Here is a 14460-nt window from a genome sequence, read left to right on the forward strand (position 1 = left end):
CGGCCCGGCAATGGCGGCGCCCGGCTATTTTCCGCCGCGCCCCCAAGGGGCGCTTTGCAGCGCGAAACAAAATAGCCGGGCTTGGCCATCAAGGCCCTCGCCAAGGGCTCGGGCTGCCCGGCCGCCCCGCCCGTGGGCTGTCCTCCTGCCACGAAGGCCCGCGAGAGGCGCGGGCCGGACCCCCAGGAAGGAGCCCCGAGATGACCCTTGATCCCGATTTCCATGGCGAGGCGCAGACCGCCTCCCAGACGCATCGCGCGTTGACCGAACTCCAGCTTTACGGCTGGCGGCCGTTCGAGGATGAACCCGATCCCCGCCCGCTGCCCGAGGGCGACCGGATCGCCGGCGCCGTCACCGACATCCTCGACGCCCTGGTTGCCACGCTGGGCGACACGCGGCTCGAGCCCGAGCTGGACGAGTTGCTCTGGGGCGCCGTCAACCTCTTTCACCGCGCGCTGGCCCGCACGGAGCGGGTGCTCGACGACAACGAACAGGCGCAGCGCCGGCTGCAAAGGGAACAGGACGGCTCCGAGGTGAAATCCGTCGAGCTCGAGCGGCTGGTGGCCGAGGGGCAGAGCCTGATCGAGCAGCAAAACGCGCTGGAACTCTTCCGCGATCTCGCCGCCGAGGGGTTCGAGCATCATCTCGGCAAGCCCTGGCACCCGCGCACCGGCTCGCGCGCCAGCCATCGCAACCTGACCGCGGCGATGATCGACAGCCGGGATTTCTTGGCCGCCCGCCGCCGGGCCGAGGCCGCGCGGCTCTTGCCCGAGGGGCCCAAGGTGGCCGTCACCGGCGGGACCGATTTCATCGACCACCGGCTGATCTGGGCGCGGCTGGATCAGGTCCATGCCCGCCACCCGGACATGGTGCTGCTGCATGGCGGCTCGCCGAAAGGGGCCGAGTTGATCGCGTCGCGCTGGGCCGATCACCGCAAAGTGGCGCAGCTGGCCTTCCGCCCTGACTGGGGCAAGCATGGCCGCTCCGCCCCCTTCAAGCGCAACGACGCGATGCTCGACGTGCTGCCGATCGGCGTGCTGGTCTTCCCCGGCACCGGGATCCAGGAAAACCTCGCCGACAAAGCCCGCAAGCTGGGCATCCCGGTCATGAAGCACGAGGACGGCGCGTAAGCGCCGCTCCCCTTGGGTGTGGGGCGGATAGCTCGGCGCATGTGTTTGACCCGTATCTGCACACTGCGTGCAGCTTCACCGTGGCAAGCAGGTTTATCGACTTGAGATCATTCATGGAGATCTGTAGCGAGCGGCAAGTGGTGAAGTCAGAGAACTGGTCTTGCCCACATGGCACAGGCAAGACCCGAAGGAAGATCGGAATGGATGAATCACCGAATGTCGTCACCGAAGACTCGCTGCGCGATCTGCTCGGCAACGGGTACCTCATGGATGTGCTTTGCAAGCAGGGCGCAGAGAAGCGGCACAACTCCTGGTACGGCTCCTGGGTGATCCGGGCGATTTCAGCCGACGGCGGCAGCGAAAAGATGCTCGTCACCAGCCGGAGCGTGTTGAAGCAGCGCGAATTCAAGACGATCGTTGGTCTGGTCAGTTTCCTCGCGGATATGGGCTGCAAGACGGCAAGCATTCCGCTCGAGCAGGGCGCGCGCGAGCGCCACATTGCGCCGGGGCGGCCGCTTTGCACGGCCTGATCATGCCGGTGCTGGGCCTTCTGATGGCGCGGATCGGCAGATCGTTGCGCAACCCTCCTCCACGGGCTTGCCGGTCATGCCGGGCCATGGCCTAATTCAATGCGAAGCAACGGCGTAGCAGCACAGTCGCAGGCGGGGCGTATCTCTCGGGCAGCCTGACGTGATCCTCATCACATCTGTTCCCGGAGGCTGCCATGACGCTTATCCTGCTTGCCATTTCCCTGTCCGTTGCGCTGGCGATGCTGGCCTTTCGCTTCGCGGTCTTCGCGCTGCCGGTCATGGCCGCCATCGGCGCGTTCCAGAATCTTCAGTCCGGTGACGCGGGCTTCGCCCTGTCGGCCGCCGCAGCCCTTGCCGGGGCCTTTGCCGCCATGGCGGTCGTGCTGCTGACCCTCTGGTTCGCCCGGCACCCGGTTCTGCAACTCGGCGCGCTCGGCCTCTTCGCTGCTCCTGCCGCTGTGGCGGGCTATGCGCTGGCCCACGGCGTCGCGCGCCATGCGATTGATCCCGGGCCGGGGCTGACACTTCTGTCGGCGATCTGCGGCGGGATCGTCGCCGTGGCCGCGATCATCAACATCCTCGGGATGGCGCAGGATCTCGCCTCTCGCTGAGGAACCGGACAGGGAACCGAACCCATCAGCATGCAGCCGCAGGGCTGGTGCTGTCCACTCTCGGGGTGTTCGGCTTCAATGGACCCGTCCGCCTCGGTCTGGTGCCCGGCGCTGGCGGGCGTCTCGGGGCATCTTCCGCAATGCCATGCTCCGACCCGGCGCCAGCGGCGCCCCGTGGGCGTGACCCGGCCCGCGCGAAGCTTTTCCCTTCCCGGCATTTCTGCACGGACAAGCTGGCCACCGTAGGCAACGGCGCCATGGCGCCTGACCCGTCCGCAGTCTCGAACAGCGGACACGACCCTCACGCTTCGGGCGGGGCGGCAGAGGTGACCTTGTCGTCACGTGCCGCAGGCTGCGTGGCATCCGGGGGCCAGTCCTGTTGCCCTGCGCGCGGAGGATGGCTCTGCATCCCGTCTCCGCCCCGGCTTCTCCGCCAGGACCTGTCCCTCCGTCCGGCTGATCCCCTGAGCCCGTCCGTCCGGGGCCGGCAACCCCGCGCAGCGGGACCCGTGTTGGCGCGTGCCGCGCCTGCCCGCACCACGTCCCGCCTTGGGGGTCGAGCGGACGCGAAGGGCGTCCGTGCAGGCCCCATTCGGCGGGCTCTCACGGGCCTCATCGGAGGGACGGTCCCTCCGGATGAAGCAACGGAGACAAGATCATGCAGAACATCGTCATCCTCGCTGGCAACATCGGCCAGACCCCCGAAACCCGCACCACCCAAGGCGGCACCTCGATCACCAGCTTCACCCTCGCCACCTCGCGCCCCCGCTACGTTGAGGGCCGGGTCGTCCGCGACGAAAACGGCTACCGCGTCCAGGACACCGAATGGCACCGCATCACCTGCTTCAACGGCCTGGGCAAGACCGTGCAGAAATACTGCGAGAAGGGCATGAAGCTTCTGGTGCGCGGCCGCATCCACTACACCAAGTGGACCGACGCCGCCGGGATCGACCGCTACGGCTGCGAGATCATCGCCGACACGGTCGATTTCCTGAGCCGGGCCAAGGCGACCGAGGGCGAGGACGGGAAGTTCATCGACGACGATGACATCCCTTTCTGAGGGCCGGCCCGAGGGGCCCGGCGGCGCAAGCCGCCGGGATCCCGGCGTCAGGCGCCGGTCCGATTCGCGCTGCTTTCGGCGCGATTTCGCCCAGACCCGGTTCCGCGATGGAACCGAATCGGCGAGAATGCGTTGATGTCGCCGAGCAGGCGAAATGCTGCCCGGCGGTGGAAGAACGCTGGCAAGCCACGGGGAAAGCGACTAAAATAGTCGTAGTTCTGGCGTGAGTGGCAGGCCGGATGGGAGGTGATCATGCATGATCACCGCCCCGCAAATCCGGGCCGCACGCGTACTTCTGGGCTGGACGCAGGAGAGGCTGGCAGATGAGGCCCGGGTCGCCCTGACAGCGCTCAAGCGTCTCGAGTCCCCGAGGGGATTGAAGGTGCATAAGGGGACGTATGATCAGGTTCGCCGAACGCTCAAGGATGCGGGTATCCAGTTCCTATCCACGGACCAGGGGATGGGCGTGCTGCTGCTGAAGAACCCTGCGCAGGATACCAAGTCCCGAAAATGATGTAACAAGTTCCGACGGCGTTACCGGCGTGATGACAAGAAGGGAGGGGGGCCGCAACCGACCCTCGAGAAGCATGGCCAAAGCCGACACGACCTGGCGCGAGGCGCCACCCGAAAGCCCGACAATCACCGAATACGACCGGACCCATATGGTCCTCTACATGCGCATCTTCGATGCCGCCGCCGACGGCGCCGATTGGCGCGAGGTTGTCGAGGTCCTGTTCAATCTCGATCCGCGGAAAGATCCGGAGCGCTGTAAACGCATCCATGATAGTCACCTTGCCCGTGCCCGCTGGATGACCACGCACGGCTATCGCGAGCTTCTGCGACAGGGGCAGAACGAACAGAAACCCTGACTTGCGCCGAATTCTGCCGATCCGCGCGAGCGGGACTCCCGCGACACAAGCGGAGCGGGTAAACTCTTTCGATCAGGAATGTTGAGTTGAAGGCCGTTTGCAATGCCGTCGGAACCCACCGGCTGGCGTTCCTCGGCTGGGTATGACTACGTCCGGGATCTGACAGCGTCTGACCTCGCCTGGGAATGGCTGCGCCGCAACAAGGACTATGCGCAGGACTTCGCGACGCTGGCCAAGGCCGGGGCAGACTCCGAGCGCGCGGCGGCGCTCCTCGAACCCTGGGGGTTACGATTTCGCGGCGGACCCGGCACTCCCCGCCCCACAAGCGCGCGCGTTCTGGCAGCCCTGCACGGATCCTGCGGTGGTGATCCTGCACCCGGCACCAGCCGGTTTCAGCGCGACTTCCAGATCCGCGAACATGCCCCGGACAATGCAACAAACCCAGGCCCGGGACGGGATCCACATGCTCCTTGAGCCCGGCGCAGCGCACCGGCTGCAACTGCTGCTGACCGCGCCGGAAGGCGTTGCGGATGCCGCCATCATCCCCCTCGACGCGGACGGCTTCGCGCGGCTCGAGGCGGTGTATCGCCTGCTCGCCCGGATGTATGGCCGGAAAATCCCCCCCGACAGCCGCCTGACCCACCAACGCCTGCGCCGCGCCCAACTGATGCTGCGCGCCTTTGACGGGCGCGAAACCGGCGCCACTCACCGCGAGATCGCACAAGTCCTGTACAACTTGCCAACAATGAAGCGGGACGAGTGGCAAAGCGCCTCCCAGCGCTACGCGGTGATGGCCCTGCTGAGCGACGCGCGGAAAATGGTGGATGGGGGCTATAGGGCGCTGCTGAGGCCGAGGGGGTAGGGTCCAAAGCGACATGGTCGGCCCGAAGCGGACGGTCTGGACTTCGTGTGCCAGTCGCAAGAGCAGACGTTGACATAGCGCGCAGCAAGAAGAGTTGGCGTGATGCCGTTCCTTGCAGCACGCGCCTTGTGACACTGATGAGTGACCAATTTCCGGAGAAGCAACGCTCGAAGTCGCGACGCCCCATTTATGCCAGCCCTTTGGCACTCATACTGTGGCCTGCAGGTCCTCATCAGAACAACTTTTGATCTTTGCAAGAACGGTTGCCAGCGCGTCTGCAGCCGCGATCAAGGCGAGGTCCGATCCATGCGCGGCCATCACTTGCAGGCCGATGGGCAAACGCTTGCCCGGCAATGGCAGGCTGATGGCCGGGAGGTCCAGAAAATTGGCGATCCGCGTGAAGCGCGAAAGCGGGATCGTGGCTTCGTCCACCTGCTCGAGCCGACGCGCCTGAATAGGGGTGGTCGGCATGAGGATCAGGGGTGTTGCGGCCATCATGTCCTGCATCTGCGCGATGGCGATCCTGCGCTCGGCCAGCAGCGTCCTGTGTGTCGCCGCATCGACCTGCGCCCCGGCCAGAACGCGCGCGCGCACATATGGGTCGATCGGACGGGTCTGGTCATTGGCCAGGTCACCGAGGCGGCTGAAGATTTCATGGGCGACGATGCTGCCATTGCGGCGTTGATATTCGAGGGCGTCGAGGGGCGGTGTGACCGGCACGAGATCATGGCCCCGCGCCCGGCAAAGGCCGATCGTGTCAAGGTAGGCTGCGAGGACATCGGCATCGATCGGGTCGAGGTAAGCGGGTGGGACATAGCCGATCCGATGTGGCAGTTCCGGGGCTTCTTGCCTTGGCGGCTCACCGGCCATGATGTCGGACAGCAATCCCGCATCGTCCACCGTCCGCGTCAGCGGACCAAGCGTGTCGAAGCTGGGGCTGAGGGGTGCTATGCCATCGAGCGGAATGCGACCGGAGGAGGGCTTCAACCCCACGACACCGCAGAGCGAGGCGGGGATGCGCACGGAGCCGCCCGTATCCGACCCGATGGCAAAGGGCACGAGCTCCGCCGCCACCGCCACGGCCGATCCGCTCGACGAGCCGCCCGGCACCCTGTGGTGATCCGGATCGCACGGGTTGCGGGGCGTGCCCATGCTGTAATTCGTACCCCATCCGCCGATGGCGAATTCCACCATATGCGTGACGCCCAGAAGGATCGCGCCCGCCGCCTGCAGGCGCGCGACGGCAGGCGCGGTGCGCTCCGCGATGCCGCGCCCGTAACAGCGCGACCCGAAGCTCGGTTCATGCCCGGCGATATCGGCGAGGTCCTTCATGGCGAAGGGGATGCCGTGGAGCGGACCCAGCGGCGTGCCCGCCCGCGCGGCGGCATCGGCGCGGTCTGCCTCGGCTCGGGCGCTTTTGGCGAAGACGGTCAGAAAGGCATGTAGCCGCCCGTTCTGTTCCGCGATCCGGTCGAGGCATTGCTCGACCAGCGCGCGTGAGGATTGCGCACCAGATGCAAGCGCCGCGGCCAGTCCGCGCAGATCCTGTTCCATCGCCCATCCCTCCCGCTGGCGTCGTGTGGCCCGACCTTGCCCAGTGGACGCGGGAAATCCCAATCCTCTCGGCCGATCATCATGACGCGAGATGACGCTACTGGTGCTTCTGAAAAATCGTGCGCCCGGTCAGCCTTGCGGGGCCGGTGCCAGCGGTTCCGCCCGGAGCGGCAATTCCAACTCGCCCTTGGGGCTGTGCAGATAGGCGGCGACGACCTCGGGGATTTCCGGGGACTCGGGCCCGTAGAGCCGACACCGCCGGAGTGATTCCCGCGCGCCGACATTGCGCCCGATGTATTCCAGCATGATCCGCGCCGCAGAGGGCTGTCGCGTGTCCGCGCCCGATACCCCCATGGTCAGCCCGCTCAGAAGCGACACCCGGTTGCGATAGACCGGAAAAAGGATGGTGTGGGTCAGTTCGGACCCCGTCAGCGTCTCTTGGTCCAGCATGTGCAGCCGATCGCCCACCTCGAGGACGAGGCCGCGATACTTGTAGACATCGGGTGGCCCGTCCCGCCCATCGTGGAGCCGTTCGATCCGGCGGTAGGCGACGAAATCCTGCCAGGGGTAGATGTGCAGCAGCGCGCGCAGGATAAAGCCCGGTCGCGAGAGCGAGGCGTAATAGGTGTAATAATAGCCCAGGTAGCGTCCCAGATGCCCTTTCTGGCGCTGCGCCTGAACGAGAAGGGTGTCGATCGCTTCGGGCACCGGCGGGGCATCGCCCGAGCGCTGTGGACGCAGTTGCAGGATGCGGCGGAACTGGTCATGCGGCATCAGGATCTCGAACTCGTCCACGCCGAGGAAATCGCAGATGCGCCGCATGTTGTAACGCGAGGGAAAGGCCGAACCTGAAAGGTATTTGGTGAATTGCTGCCGATTGATACCCATCTTGCGGCAGATATCCGAGACCGATGGCGAAAAGCTGCAGGCAAAGCGCAGGTTCGCGACCAGGTTGCCGGTGGTGTAATCCAGATCCTCTGTCATGACTTGATTGTCCAATAGCGTCAGTTCGCGTCAGATCTTAGGCGCCGCCGTTGTTGTTCGCAAGCGGCGCTGCGCGTTACGCTTTCCCCATACGATCACGACCCGTCCTAGCCAAGGCGGACCCCCAAGCCCGACCAGTCCGTGCCAAGCGGAAAGGCGGCCCTGCAAGAATTGATGATCGCATCACCAACAGCGTGGAGAATGACGATGAAATCCTTCCTCTTGACCGCAGCGGGCCTCGCCCTTGCCACGGCCCTGTCCGTCGGCGGTGCGCTGGCCCAGACACAGGGTGGCACGCTCGTGCAGATCACCCAGCCCGAGCCGCCGAACCTCGCGCCCTATGTCTCGACCTCGGGGCCGATCGCGCAGGTGACCTCGAAGGTCTTCGACGGCCTTCTGGAATACAACTTCGACCTCGAGCCGCAGCCCTCGCTCGCCGAAAGCTGGGAGGTGTCGGCCGATGGCCTGACCATCACCTTCAACCTGCGCGACGATGTGGTGTTTCATGACGGCACGCCGCTGACCTCCGAAGACGTGCGTTTCACGATCATGGACGTGCTGCGCGAGGCCCATCCCCGCGGCATCGCGACCTTTCGCAACGTGATAGCGGTGGAAACGCCCGATCGGCATACGGCGATCTTCCGGCTCGACGCGCCGGCGCCCTATCTGATGATGGCGCTCAATTCCGCCGAAAGCCCGATCTTGCCGGCCCATATCTACGCCGAGGGCGATATCCGCGCCCATGGAAACGCGAACGAGCCCATTGGTTCGGGGCCCTTCGTCTTCACCGAATGGCGGCGCGGAGAATTCGTGCGGCTCGACCGCAACGACAATTACTGGCGCGATGGTCAGCCCTATCTGGATCGAATCGTCGTTCGCTTCATCGCCGATGCCTCGACCCGCACCGCGGTTCTCGAACAGGGTGAGGCGCATGTCGCGGGCTTCGGCGCGGTGCCCTACCAGGACGTCCGCCGTCTGGAGGCGCTCGACACGATCGAGGTCACGACCCGTGGCTACGAGATGATCTCGCCCATCGTCGAGATGATCTTCAACACCCAGGAACCGCCCTTCGACAACCAGATGGTGCGGCAGGCGGTGAACTACGCCATCGACCGGCAGTTCGTGATCGACAACGTCTGGTTCGGCTATGGCGTTCCGGCCTCGGGGCCGATCAGCTCCAACTTCGAGCCTTCGGGCCTGTTCGGGCGGGGCATCGACTTCTCCGTGCCCGACCGGATCGACATCGCCAACCGGCTGCTGGACGAGGCGGGTTTCCCGCGCGGCGCCGATGGCATCCGCTTCGAGATCACCCATGACGTGACGCCCTATGGCGAGGAATGGCAGCGCTTCGGCGAGATCACGGTGCAGAACCTGGCCGAAATCGGCATCCGCGCCACGCTGCGCTACGAGGACCTACCGACCTGGCTCGCGCGGACCTACACGGATTACGATTTCCAGCTGACCTCGAACTTCCTGTTCAACCAGGCCGATCCGGTGATCGGCGTGCATCGCGGCATCCATTCGGACCGCATCCTGCCCGGCACCGTCTTCGTCAACGGCTCGCGCTGGTCCTCGCCGGAAACAGATGCGTTGATGGATGCCGCGACCGTGGCGACCAATGCCGCCACCCGCCAGCAGGCCTACCAGGCTCTTGTGCCGCTGGTGACCGAGGCAAGCCCCGTCGCCTATGTGCTGGAACTGCGCTATCCCACGGTTCACAGCACGCAATTCGCCGATGTCATCACCTCGCCCATCGGCATCTACGGTAACTACGCCTTCGCGCATCAGCGCTGAGGTTTGACCGTCACGCCCCGGCGGCCAAGGTCCGCCGGGGCAACGCATTTCCAGAACCGGGACGCGCAGCGCCATGAAGAACGCCTCCATCGGCTCCTACATCCTGCGGCGGCTGCTGCAGACGATCCCGGTGATCCTGGGCGTCGTGGTCGTCAACTTCTTGCTGTTGCAACTCGCCCCCGGCGATCTTGCGACCGTCATCGCAGGCGAGGCGGGGGGCGCCACGCCGGAATACATTGCCGAGCTACGCGCGCGCTTCGGTCAGGACCAGCCCCTTTTCGTGCAATTGCTCAACTACATGGGCAACCTGCTGACCTTCGATCTCGGCTATTCCTTCCGCCAGAGCGCCCCGGTGCTCGACCTGTTGCTCGATCGGCTCGGGCCGACGCTGCTCCTGATGGGAACGACTCTGGTGGTGTCGCTCAGCCTCGGCATCCTGTTGGGCCTGTTGGCCGCGCTCTGGGTCAAGACGTGGAAGGATCACCTGATCTCGGTCACGGCCGTCCTGCTTTACGCCACGCCGCTTTTCTGGGTCGGGCTGATGCTGGTGCTGGTCTTTGCCGTCAAGCTCGACTGGTTCCCGACCTCGGGGATGGAAAACGTGGTGGCATTTCACGAAGGCTGGGACCGCGTCTGGGACATCGCCCATCACCTCATTCTGCCCACGGTCACGCTGTCGGTTTTCTACCTCGCGCTTTATGCCCGGCTCATGCGCGCCTCGATGCTGGAACAGCGCGGGCTCGATTATGTGACGACCGCGCGCGCCAAGGGGCTGACCGACGCGCAGATCACCCGGCGCCACGTCTTTCGCAACGCGCTTTTGCCGGTCGTCACCATGGCGGGCGTCCAGACCGGCTCGCTTCTGGGCGGCTCGGTCGTGGTCGAGGCTGTGTTTGCCTGGCCGGGGCTGGGGCAGCTCGCCTACCAGTCGCTCTTCGCGCGCGACTACAACCTGCTTCTGGGCATCTTCTTTCTCTCTGCGATCCTCGTCGTGGTCGTGAACCTTGTGGTCGACATCATCTACGTGATCCTCGACCCGCGCATCCGGCTGGGGTGACAATATGAAAAGCTTCAACGCACGCTTCTATGGCAATCCGCGGGTCTATCTGGGCCTTGCATGGCTGGCTCTTGTGGCGGTGGTTGCGATCTTTGCAGGTGTCTTTGCGCCGCGCGATCCCTTTGCCATCGTCGGCCAGCCGTTCCTGCCGCCCGGATCCGAGGGGTTCTTGCTGGGCACCGACAGCCTTGGGCGCAACGTGCTGGCGGGGCTAATCCACGGCGCGCGCACCACCTTGATGATCGCGGTCCTTTCGACCGTGGCGGCCGTCGCCTTCGGCACCGTACTGGGCGCGCTGGCAGGCTATTACGGCGGCATCGTCGACGACATATTGATGCGCCTGACCGAGTTCTTTCAGACCATCCCGTGGTTCTTGTTCGCCATCGTGCTGGTGGCGATCCTGTCGCCCTCGGCCATGAATCTCGTGATCGCCATCGCGGTGGTCAGCTGGCCGCCCATCGCCCGCGTCGTCCGGGCCGAGGTCATGGCCGTCAAGGCGCGTGAATTCGTGCAGGCCGCCGTCGTGGCGGGCCAGCGCGACATGGGCATTCTGTTCGGCCAGATCCTGCCCAACACGCTTTCACCCCTGATCGTGACCGGCTCGCTCATGGTGGCGACGGCGATCCTGATCGAAAGCGCGCTGTCCTTTCTGGGCCTTGGCGCGCCGGGCCAGATGAGCTGGGGTTTCCAGATCGGGGCCGGGCGGTCGTTCCTGCGCGATGCGTGGTGGCTGGTGACGGTGCCGGGCATCGTGATCCTGCTGACGGTTCTTGCCATCAACCTGATCGGCGAAGGCCTGAACGATGCCCTGAACCCGAGGCTTGCAGACCTATGACCGATGCCGTTCTTGACATCCGCGACCTGCATGTGGCGCTGCCCGCATGGTCCGACCGCCGCCATGCCGTCAAGGGCGTGTCGCTCACCGTCAACCCCCGCGAGATCCTGTGCATCGTGGGCGAAAGCGGTTCGGGCAAGTCAATGATGGGCAAGGCGGTCATGGGACTGTTGCCAGCCCCCCATGTCCATGCCGACCGCGGCCAGATCCTGTTCGAGGGGCGCGACCTGCTGACGCTCGGCGCCGAGGCGATGCGCGCCATCCGGGGCGGGCGTATCGCGATGATCTTTCAGGAGCCCATGACGGCGCTGAACCCGCTGATGCCCGTGGGCCGCCAGATCGACGAGGTGCTGGAGGTCCACACCGATCTCGACGCGCCCGCCCGCGCCGCCCGCGTCCGCGCGCTGATCGAGGATGTGCATCTGCCCGACCCCGACCGGATGATGCGCAGCTATCCCCACCAGCTTTCAGGCGGGCAGCGGCAGCGCATCGTGATCGCCATGGCGCTGGCGCTGGAACCGGCGCTGATCATTGCGGATGAACCCACGACCGCGCTGGATGTGACGACGCAGGCGCAGATCCTGCATCTGATCAAGGAATTGCAGCGCAAGCACGGCACCTCGGTTCTGTTCATCACCCATGATTTCGGCGTGGTGGCCGAGATCGCCGACCGCGTCGCCGTGATGCGGCAGGGCGAGGTGGTGGAGAAGGGCCCGGCCTCCGAGGTGCTGGTAACTCCACAGCACACCTACACGCAGGCGCTGGTGGCCGCCGTACCGGGGCTCAACCCGCGCAACCGCCCGGCCGAGGTCACGCCGCCGCTGCTCGAGATCCGCAACCTCGTGCGCACCTATCGCCTGGGCGGCGGGCTGTTTTCGCGCGGCGCGCGCGAGGTGAAGGCGGTGCAGTCGGTCTCGCTGTCGATCCCCAAGGGCTCGTCGCTGGCGCTGGTGGGCGAAAGCGGATCGGGCAAGACGACGATGGCGAAATGCGTGATCGGGCTGGAACGGCCCGACAGCGGCGACATCTTACTCGATGGCAAGCCCATGACCGGGATCGGCCGGGCGCAGATGCGGGCCTTCCGGCGCGACGTGCAGATGGTGTTTCAGGACCCCTTCGCCAGCCTCAACCCCCGCCAGAAGGTCGGCGAGATCATCGCCATGGGCCCGGTGATCTGGGGCACACCGCGCGCGCAGGCTCTGGAGGAGGCGCGCGAGTTGCTGCGGCTGGTGGGACTGCAGCCCGAGGCGGCGGACCGTTATCCGCATGAATTCTCGGGCGGCCAGCGCCAGCGCATCGGCATTGCTCGCGCGCTGGCGGTCAAACCCAAGCTTGTCGTGGCCGACGAGCCCGTCTCGGCGCTGGACGTGTCGGTGCAGAAGCAGGTGCTCGAGCTGCTGGACGACCTGCGGAAGCAGTTCGGACTCTCGATGCTGTTCATCACCCATGACCTGCGCGTAGCCGCCACCGTCTGCGAGGAGATCGCCATCTTGCAGCGCGGGGTTATTGTCGAGCAGGGCTCCACCGCCGAGATCTTCGCCAATCCGCAGCATGCCTATACACAAAGCCTGCTCGACGCCGTGCCGGGGCGCGACTGGATCAGCAGCCTGCCTGCGGCGTAGAGGGGCGGTCGACCGGAGGCCATGGGCGGGCCTAGCCGGCCCATACCCGACGGTCACTCGGAAGCACTATGATTTCGGAACCGGTCGTTCATGCACAGCGCAGCGAAAACCTGAGCCGCCGAGATATGCAAAACGTCCTCGACCGATACACGTATCGTTTCTTGCAGCGTTACACGCTGATCGGCACTGTTGCTCGGATAGCGGCGGCGGAATTGATAGGCAAAGCGTCGACCAATCAGGTCCAACTCGATCCCGCCGTGCGTCTCCGCCTGATGAGCAAATTGTCAGGTCCGCGCCGTGAATAGGTGTTGGCCTGGCACTGGGATGCCTCCATAGACCACTAATGGTCTATGGCTTCGTCACTTCGGTCTGGCATCGCGCCCAGTACATTCCTCTCTGGTCTGCGCTATCTGCGACGCGGCTGCGCCGCGTTGACCACCGTGCGCGCCTCTTCGGAAATATGGTAGGCTTCGTGATGCGCTGGTTTCCGCCCGCGCGATGGCGGTTCGACCGGGAAGTGCTGCGGGTCTTCCCCGATATGGGGCCCGCAGAGCGGGCCTCCCTGAGCCGTGAGATGGGCCGCAACATGGGCCGGACCCTGTTCGAGATCCTCCATAGCGCCGAGTTTCAGGCGCGACCGGAACGGTTCCATGTCTCCGGTCCCGGGCTGACGGCGCTGGAGCAGGCGCGCGCCAACGGCAAGGGCGCGATCATTGTTTCCGGCCATTTCGGCCAGTGGGATGCTGTACGTGCCGTGCTCAAGGCCCGTGGGATGGAGACCGGTGCCGTTTATCGTCCGCAGCGCAACCGCTTCTACCAGCGTGGCTTCCTTGCTGGCATCGAGGAGGGCGGCAAGCCTGTGATCGCGACCGGGCGGACCGGCACGATGGATCTGGTGCGTCACCTGCGCGGCGGTGGCTTTCTGGCGATCTTGCTTGACGAGAAATACCCCGAGGGCGTCGCGGTTCCGTTCCTCGGCCTGCCCGCCCTGACATCGACGTCTGCGGCCGCCCTCGCGCTCAAATACGACATCCCCCTCGTTCCCGCCTACGGAACGCGTCGGCCGGACGGCGCGGAGTTCGACGTCGCGTTCGAGGCGCCGATCCCCCACACCGACGCGCTCACCATGACGACTGATGTCAACAACAGTCTGTCTGCCCGAGTTCGCGAGCACCCGGGGCAGTGGTACTGGCTGCTACGCCGATGGATGGGCACCTGACGCCACCAGTGGAGATGACGAAGGCGGGCGCATTCGACCGCCCTTCTGCGCACACGAGCGACGGGATACAGGTTGTCCCGCTCCCCTGTTTGTCCTCGTTCCGAAGTTAGTTCTGTTCAGGGTTTGGTCGTTTGTTGACCGGTTGAGGAACTCCCGCGGGGTGAGGTCGTCGAGGCTCGTATGCGAGCCATGATGTTTGGCCTGCTGCCGCTTCCGCTGCCCCGTTTAGGCGGATTGGTGAGCTACCCCCCGAAAATTGGACAGTGACGGAAGCTACGATCTGAGGTCTGCTGATCCCCAAGACGAGGAGATCAGAATATGTCGAAACGCAGG

The 14460-nt window shown here is 65.4% G+C and carries 16 protein-coding genes; 14 read left to right on the forward strand and 2 right to left on the reverse strand.

Annotation, left to right across the window (positions count from 1 at the left end; all coding sequences use genetic code 11):
* Nucleotides 1-200 precede the first annotated feature (200 nt).
* From C7455_RS19270 to C7455_RS19300, 8 genes are all read left to right on the forward strand, one after another.
* The gene (locus C7455_RS19270; RefSeq protein WP_109671041.1) at nt 201-1130 is read left to right on the forward strand and encodes a DUF2493 domain-containing protein; all 930 of its coding nucleotides are present in this window, start codon (nt 201-203) and stop codon (nt 1128-1130) included.
* Nucleotides 1131-1330: 200 nt separating this feature from the next.
* On the forward strand, nt 1331-1660 hold the full coding sequence (locus C7455_RS19275) for a hypothetical protein (protein ID WP_109671043.1): 330 nt from the start codon (nt 1331-1333) through the stop codon (nt 1658-1660).
* Nucleotides 1661-1854: 194 nt separating this feature from the next.
* Nucleotides 1855-2271, forward strand: a complete 417-nt coding sequence (locus C7455_RS19280; RefSeq protein ID WP_109671045.1) for a hypothetical protein — start codon at nt 1855-1857, stop codon at nt 2269-2271.
* A 658-nt stretch (nt 2272-2929) separates the two neighbouring features.
* Nucleotides 2930-3331, forward strand: a complete 402-nt coding sequence (locus tag C7455_RS19285) for a single-stranded DNA-binding protein (RefSeq protein WP_109671047.1) — start codon at nt 2930-2932, stop codon at nt 3329-3331.
* 256 nt (nt 3332-3587) lie between these two features.
* Nucleotides 3588-3845: a helix-turn-helix domain-containing protein gene (locus C7455_RS19290; protein WP_109671048.1), complete on the forward strand. Its 258-nt coding sequence runs from the start codon at nt 3588-3590 to the stop codon at nt 3843-3845.
* A 73-nt stretch (nt 3846-3918) separates the two neighbouring features.
* A complete protein-coding gene (locus C7455_RS19295; RefSeq protein ID WP_109671050.1) occupies nt 3919-4200 on the forward strand; it encodes a DNA -binding domain-containing protein in 282 nt (93 codons plus the stop codon).
* Between the two features lie 102 nt (nt 4201-4302).
* Nucleotides 4303-4674 (forward strand): transcriptional regulator domain-containing protein, encoded by a 372-nt coding sequence (locus C7455_RS20280; protein WP_170119159.1) that lies wholly within the window; start codon nt 4303-4305, stop codon nt 4672-4674.
* Nucleotides 4664-5062 (forward strand): DUF2285 domain-containing protein, encoded by a 399-nt coding sequence (locus tag C7455_RS19300; RefSeq protein ID WP_211315526.1) that lies wholly within the window; start codon nt 4664-4666, stop codon nt 5060-5062. Before C7455_RS20280 ends, C7455_RS19300 begins: the two co-directional genes overlap by 11 nt.
* A gap of 207 nt (nt 5063-5269) precedes the next feature.
* On the opposite strand, the gene C7455_RS19305 is transcribed toward C7455_RS19300, so the two are convergent.
* Together C7455_RS19305 and C7455_RS19310 are read right to left on the reverse strand one after the other, a co-directional pair.
* On the reverse strand, nt 5270-6616 hold the full coding sequence (locus C7455_RS19305) for an amidase (protein ID WP_109671053.1): 1347 nt from the start codon (nt 6614-6616) through the stop codon (nt 5270-5272).
* A gap of 129 nt (nt 6617-6745) precedes the next feature.
* A complete protein-coding gene (locus C7455_RS19310) occupies nt 6746-7600 on the reverse strand; it encodes a helix-turn-helix domain-containing protein (protein WP_109671055.1) in 855 nt (284 codons plus the stop codon).
* Nucleotides 7601-7807: 207 nt separating this feature from the next.
* Between C7455_RS19310 and C7455_RS19315 the strand changes: the two genes are divergently transcribed.
* The 6 genes from C7455_RS19315 (at nt 7808) to C7455_RS19340 (ending at nt 14127) form a co-directional block, all read left to right on the forward strand.
* Nucleotides 7808-9394 carry an ABC transporter substrate-binding protein gene (locus tag C7455_RS19315; RefSeq protein ID WP_170119160.1) on the forward strand — a complete coding sequence of 529 codons (1587 nt, stop codon included), beginning with the start codon at nt 7808-7810 and terminating at the stop codon, nt 9392-9394.
* 73 nt (nt 9395-9467) lie between these two features.
* Entirely contained in the window at nt 9468-10451 is a 984-nt protein-coding gene (locus tag C7455_RS19320) for an ABC transporter permease (RefSeq protein WP_109671058.1), read from the forward strand.
* Between the two features lie 4 nt (nt 10452-10455).
* Complete coding sequence (locus C7455_RS19325) at nt 10456-11286, forward strand: ABC transporter permease (RefSeq protein WP_109671059.1); 831 nt, start codon at nt 10456-10458, stop codon at nt 11284-11286.
* Complete coding sequence (locus tag C7455_RS19330; RefSeq protein WP_109671061.1) at nt 11283-12908, forward strand: ABC transporter ATP-binding protein; 1626 nt, start codon at nt 11283-11285, stop codon at nt 12906-12908. Before C7455_RS19325 ends, C7455_RS19330 begins: the two co-directional genes overlap by 4 nt.
* Nucleotides 12909-12976: 68 nt before the next feature.
* On the forward strand, nt 12977-13213 hold the full coding sequence (locus tag C7455_RS20285; RefSeq protein WP_170119161.1) for a hypothetical protein: 237 nt from the start codon (nt 12977-12979) through the stop codon (nt 13211-13213).
* A 38-nt stretch (nt 13214-13251) separates the two neighbouring features.
* Nucleotides 13252-14127, forward strand: a complete 876-nt coding sequence (locus C7455_RS19340) for a lysophospholipid acyltransferase family protein (protein ID WP_109671064.1) — start codon at nt 13252-13254, stop codon at nt 14125-14127.
* The last annotated feature ends 333 nt before the right edge of the window (nt 14128-14460 follow it).

This window comes from Roseicyclus mahoneyensis (assembly GCF_003148775.1).
Lineage (GTDB): Bacteria > Pseudomonadota > Alphaproteobacteria > Rhodobacterales > Rhodobacteraceae > Roseicyclus > Roseicyclus mahoneyensis.

Coding starts and splice junctions, on each gene's coding strand:
- C7455_RS19290 (WP_109671048.1), top strand. CDS start 3,588: ATGATCACCGCCCCGCAAATCCGGGCCGCACGCGTACTTCTGGGCTGG.
- C7455_RS19330 (WP_109671061.1), top strand. CDS start 11,283: ATGACCGATGCCGTTCTTGACATCCGCGACCTGCATGTGGCGCTGCCC.
- C7455_RS19315 (WP_170119160.1), top strand. CDS start 7,808: ATGAAATCCTTCCTCTTGACCGCAGCGGGCCTCGCCCTTGCCACGGCC.
- C7455_RS20280 (WP_170119159.1), top strand. CDS start 4,303: ATGCCGTCGGAACCCACCGGCTGGCGTTCCTCGGCTGGGTATGACTAC.
- C7455_RS19295 (WP_109671050.1), top strand. CDS start 3,919: ATGGCCAAAGCCGACACGACCTGGCGCGAGGCGCCACCCGAAAGCCCG.
- C7455_RS19280 (WP_109671045.1), top strand. CDS start 1,855: ATGACGCTTATCCTGCTTGCCATTTCCCTGTCCGTTGCGCTGGCGATG.
- C7455_RS19325 (WP_109671059.1), top strand. CDS start 10,456: ATGAAAAGCTTCAACGCACGCTTCTATGGCAATCCGCGGGTCTATCTG.
- C7455_RS19285 (WP_109671047.1), top strand. CDS start 2,930: ATGCAGAACATCGTCATCCTCGCTGGCAACATCGGCCAGACCCCCGAA.
- C7455_RS19270 (WP_109671041.1), top strand. CDS start 201: ATGACCCTTGATCCCGATTTCCATGGCGAGGCGCAGACCGCCTCCCAG.
- C7455_RS19275 (WP_109671043.1), top strand. CDS start 1,331: ATGGATGAATCACCGAATGTCGTCACCGAAGACTCGCTGCGCGATCTG.
- C7455_RS19340 (WP_109671064.1), top strand. CDS start 13,252: ATGGTCTATGGCTTCGTCACTTCGGTCTGGCATCGCGCCCAGTACATT.
- C7455_RS19320 (WP_109671058.1), top strand. CDS start 9,468: ATGAAGAACGCCTCCATCGGCTCCTACATCCTGCGGCGGCTGCTGCAG.
- C7455_RS19300 (WP_211315526.1), top strand. CDS start 4,664: ATGCTCCTTGAGCCCGGCGCAGCGCACCGGCTGCAACTGCTGCTGACC.
- C7455_RS19305 (WP_109671053.1), bottom strand. CDS start 6,616: ATGGAACAGGATCTGCGCGGACTGGCCGCGGCGCTTGCATCTGGTGCG.
- C7455_RS19310 (WP_109671055.1), bottom strand. CDS start 7,600: ATGACAGAGGATCTGGATTACACCACCGGCAACCTGGTCGCGAACCTG.
- C7455_RS20285 (WP_170119161.1), top strand. CDS start 12,977: ATGATTTCGGAACCGGTCGTTCATGCACAGCGCAGCGAAAACCTGAGC.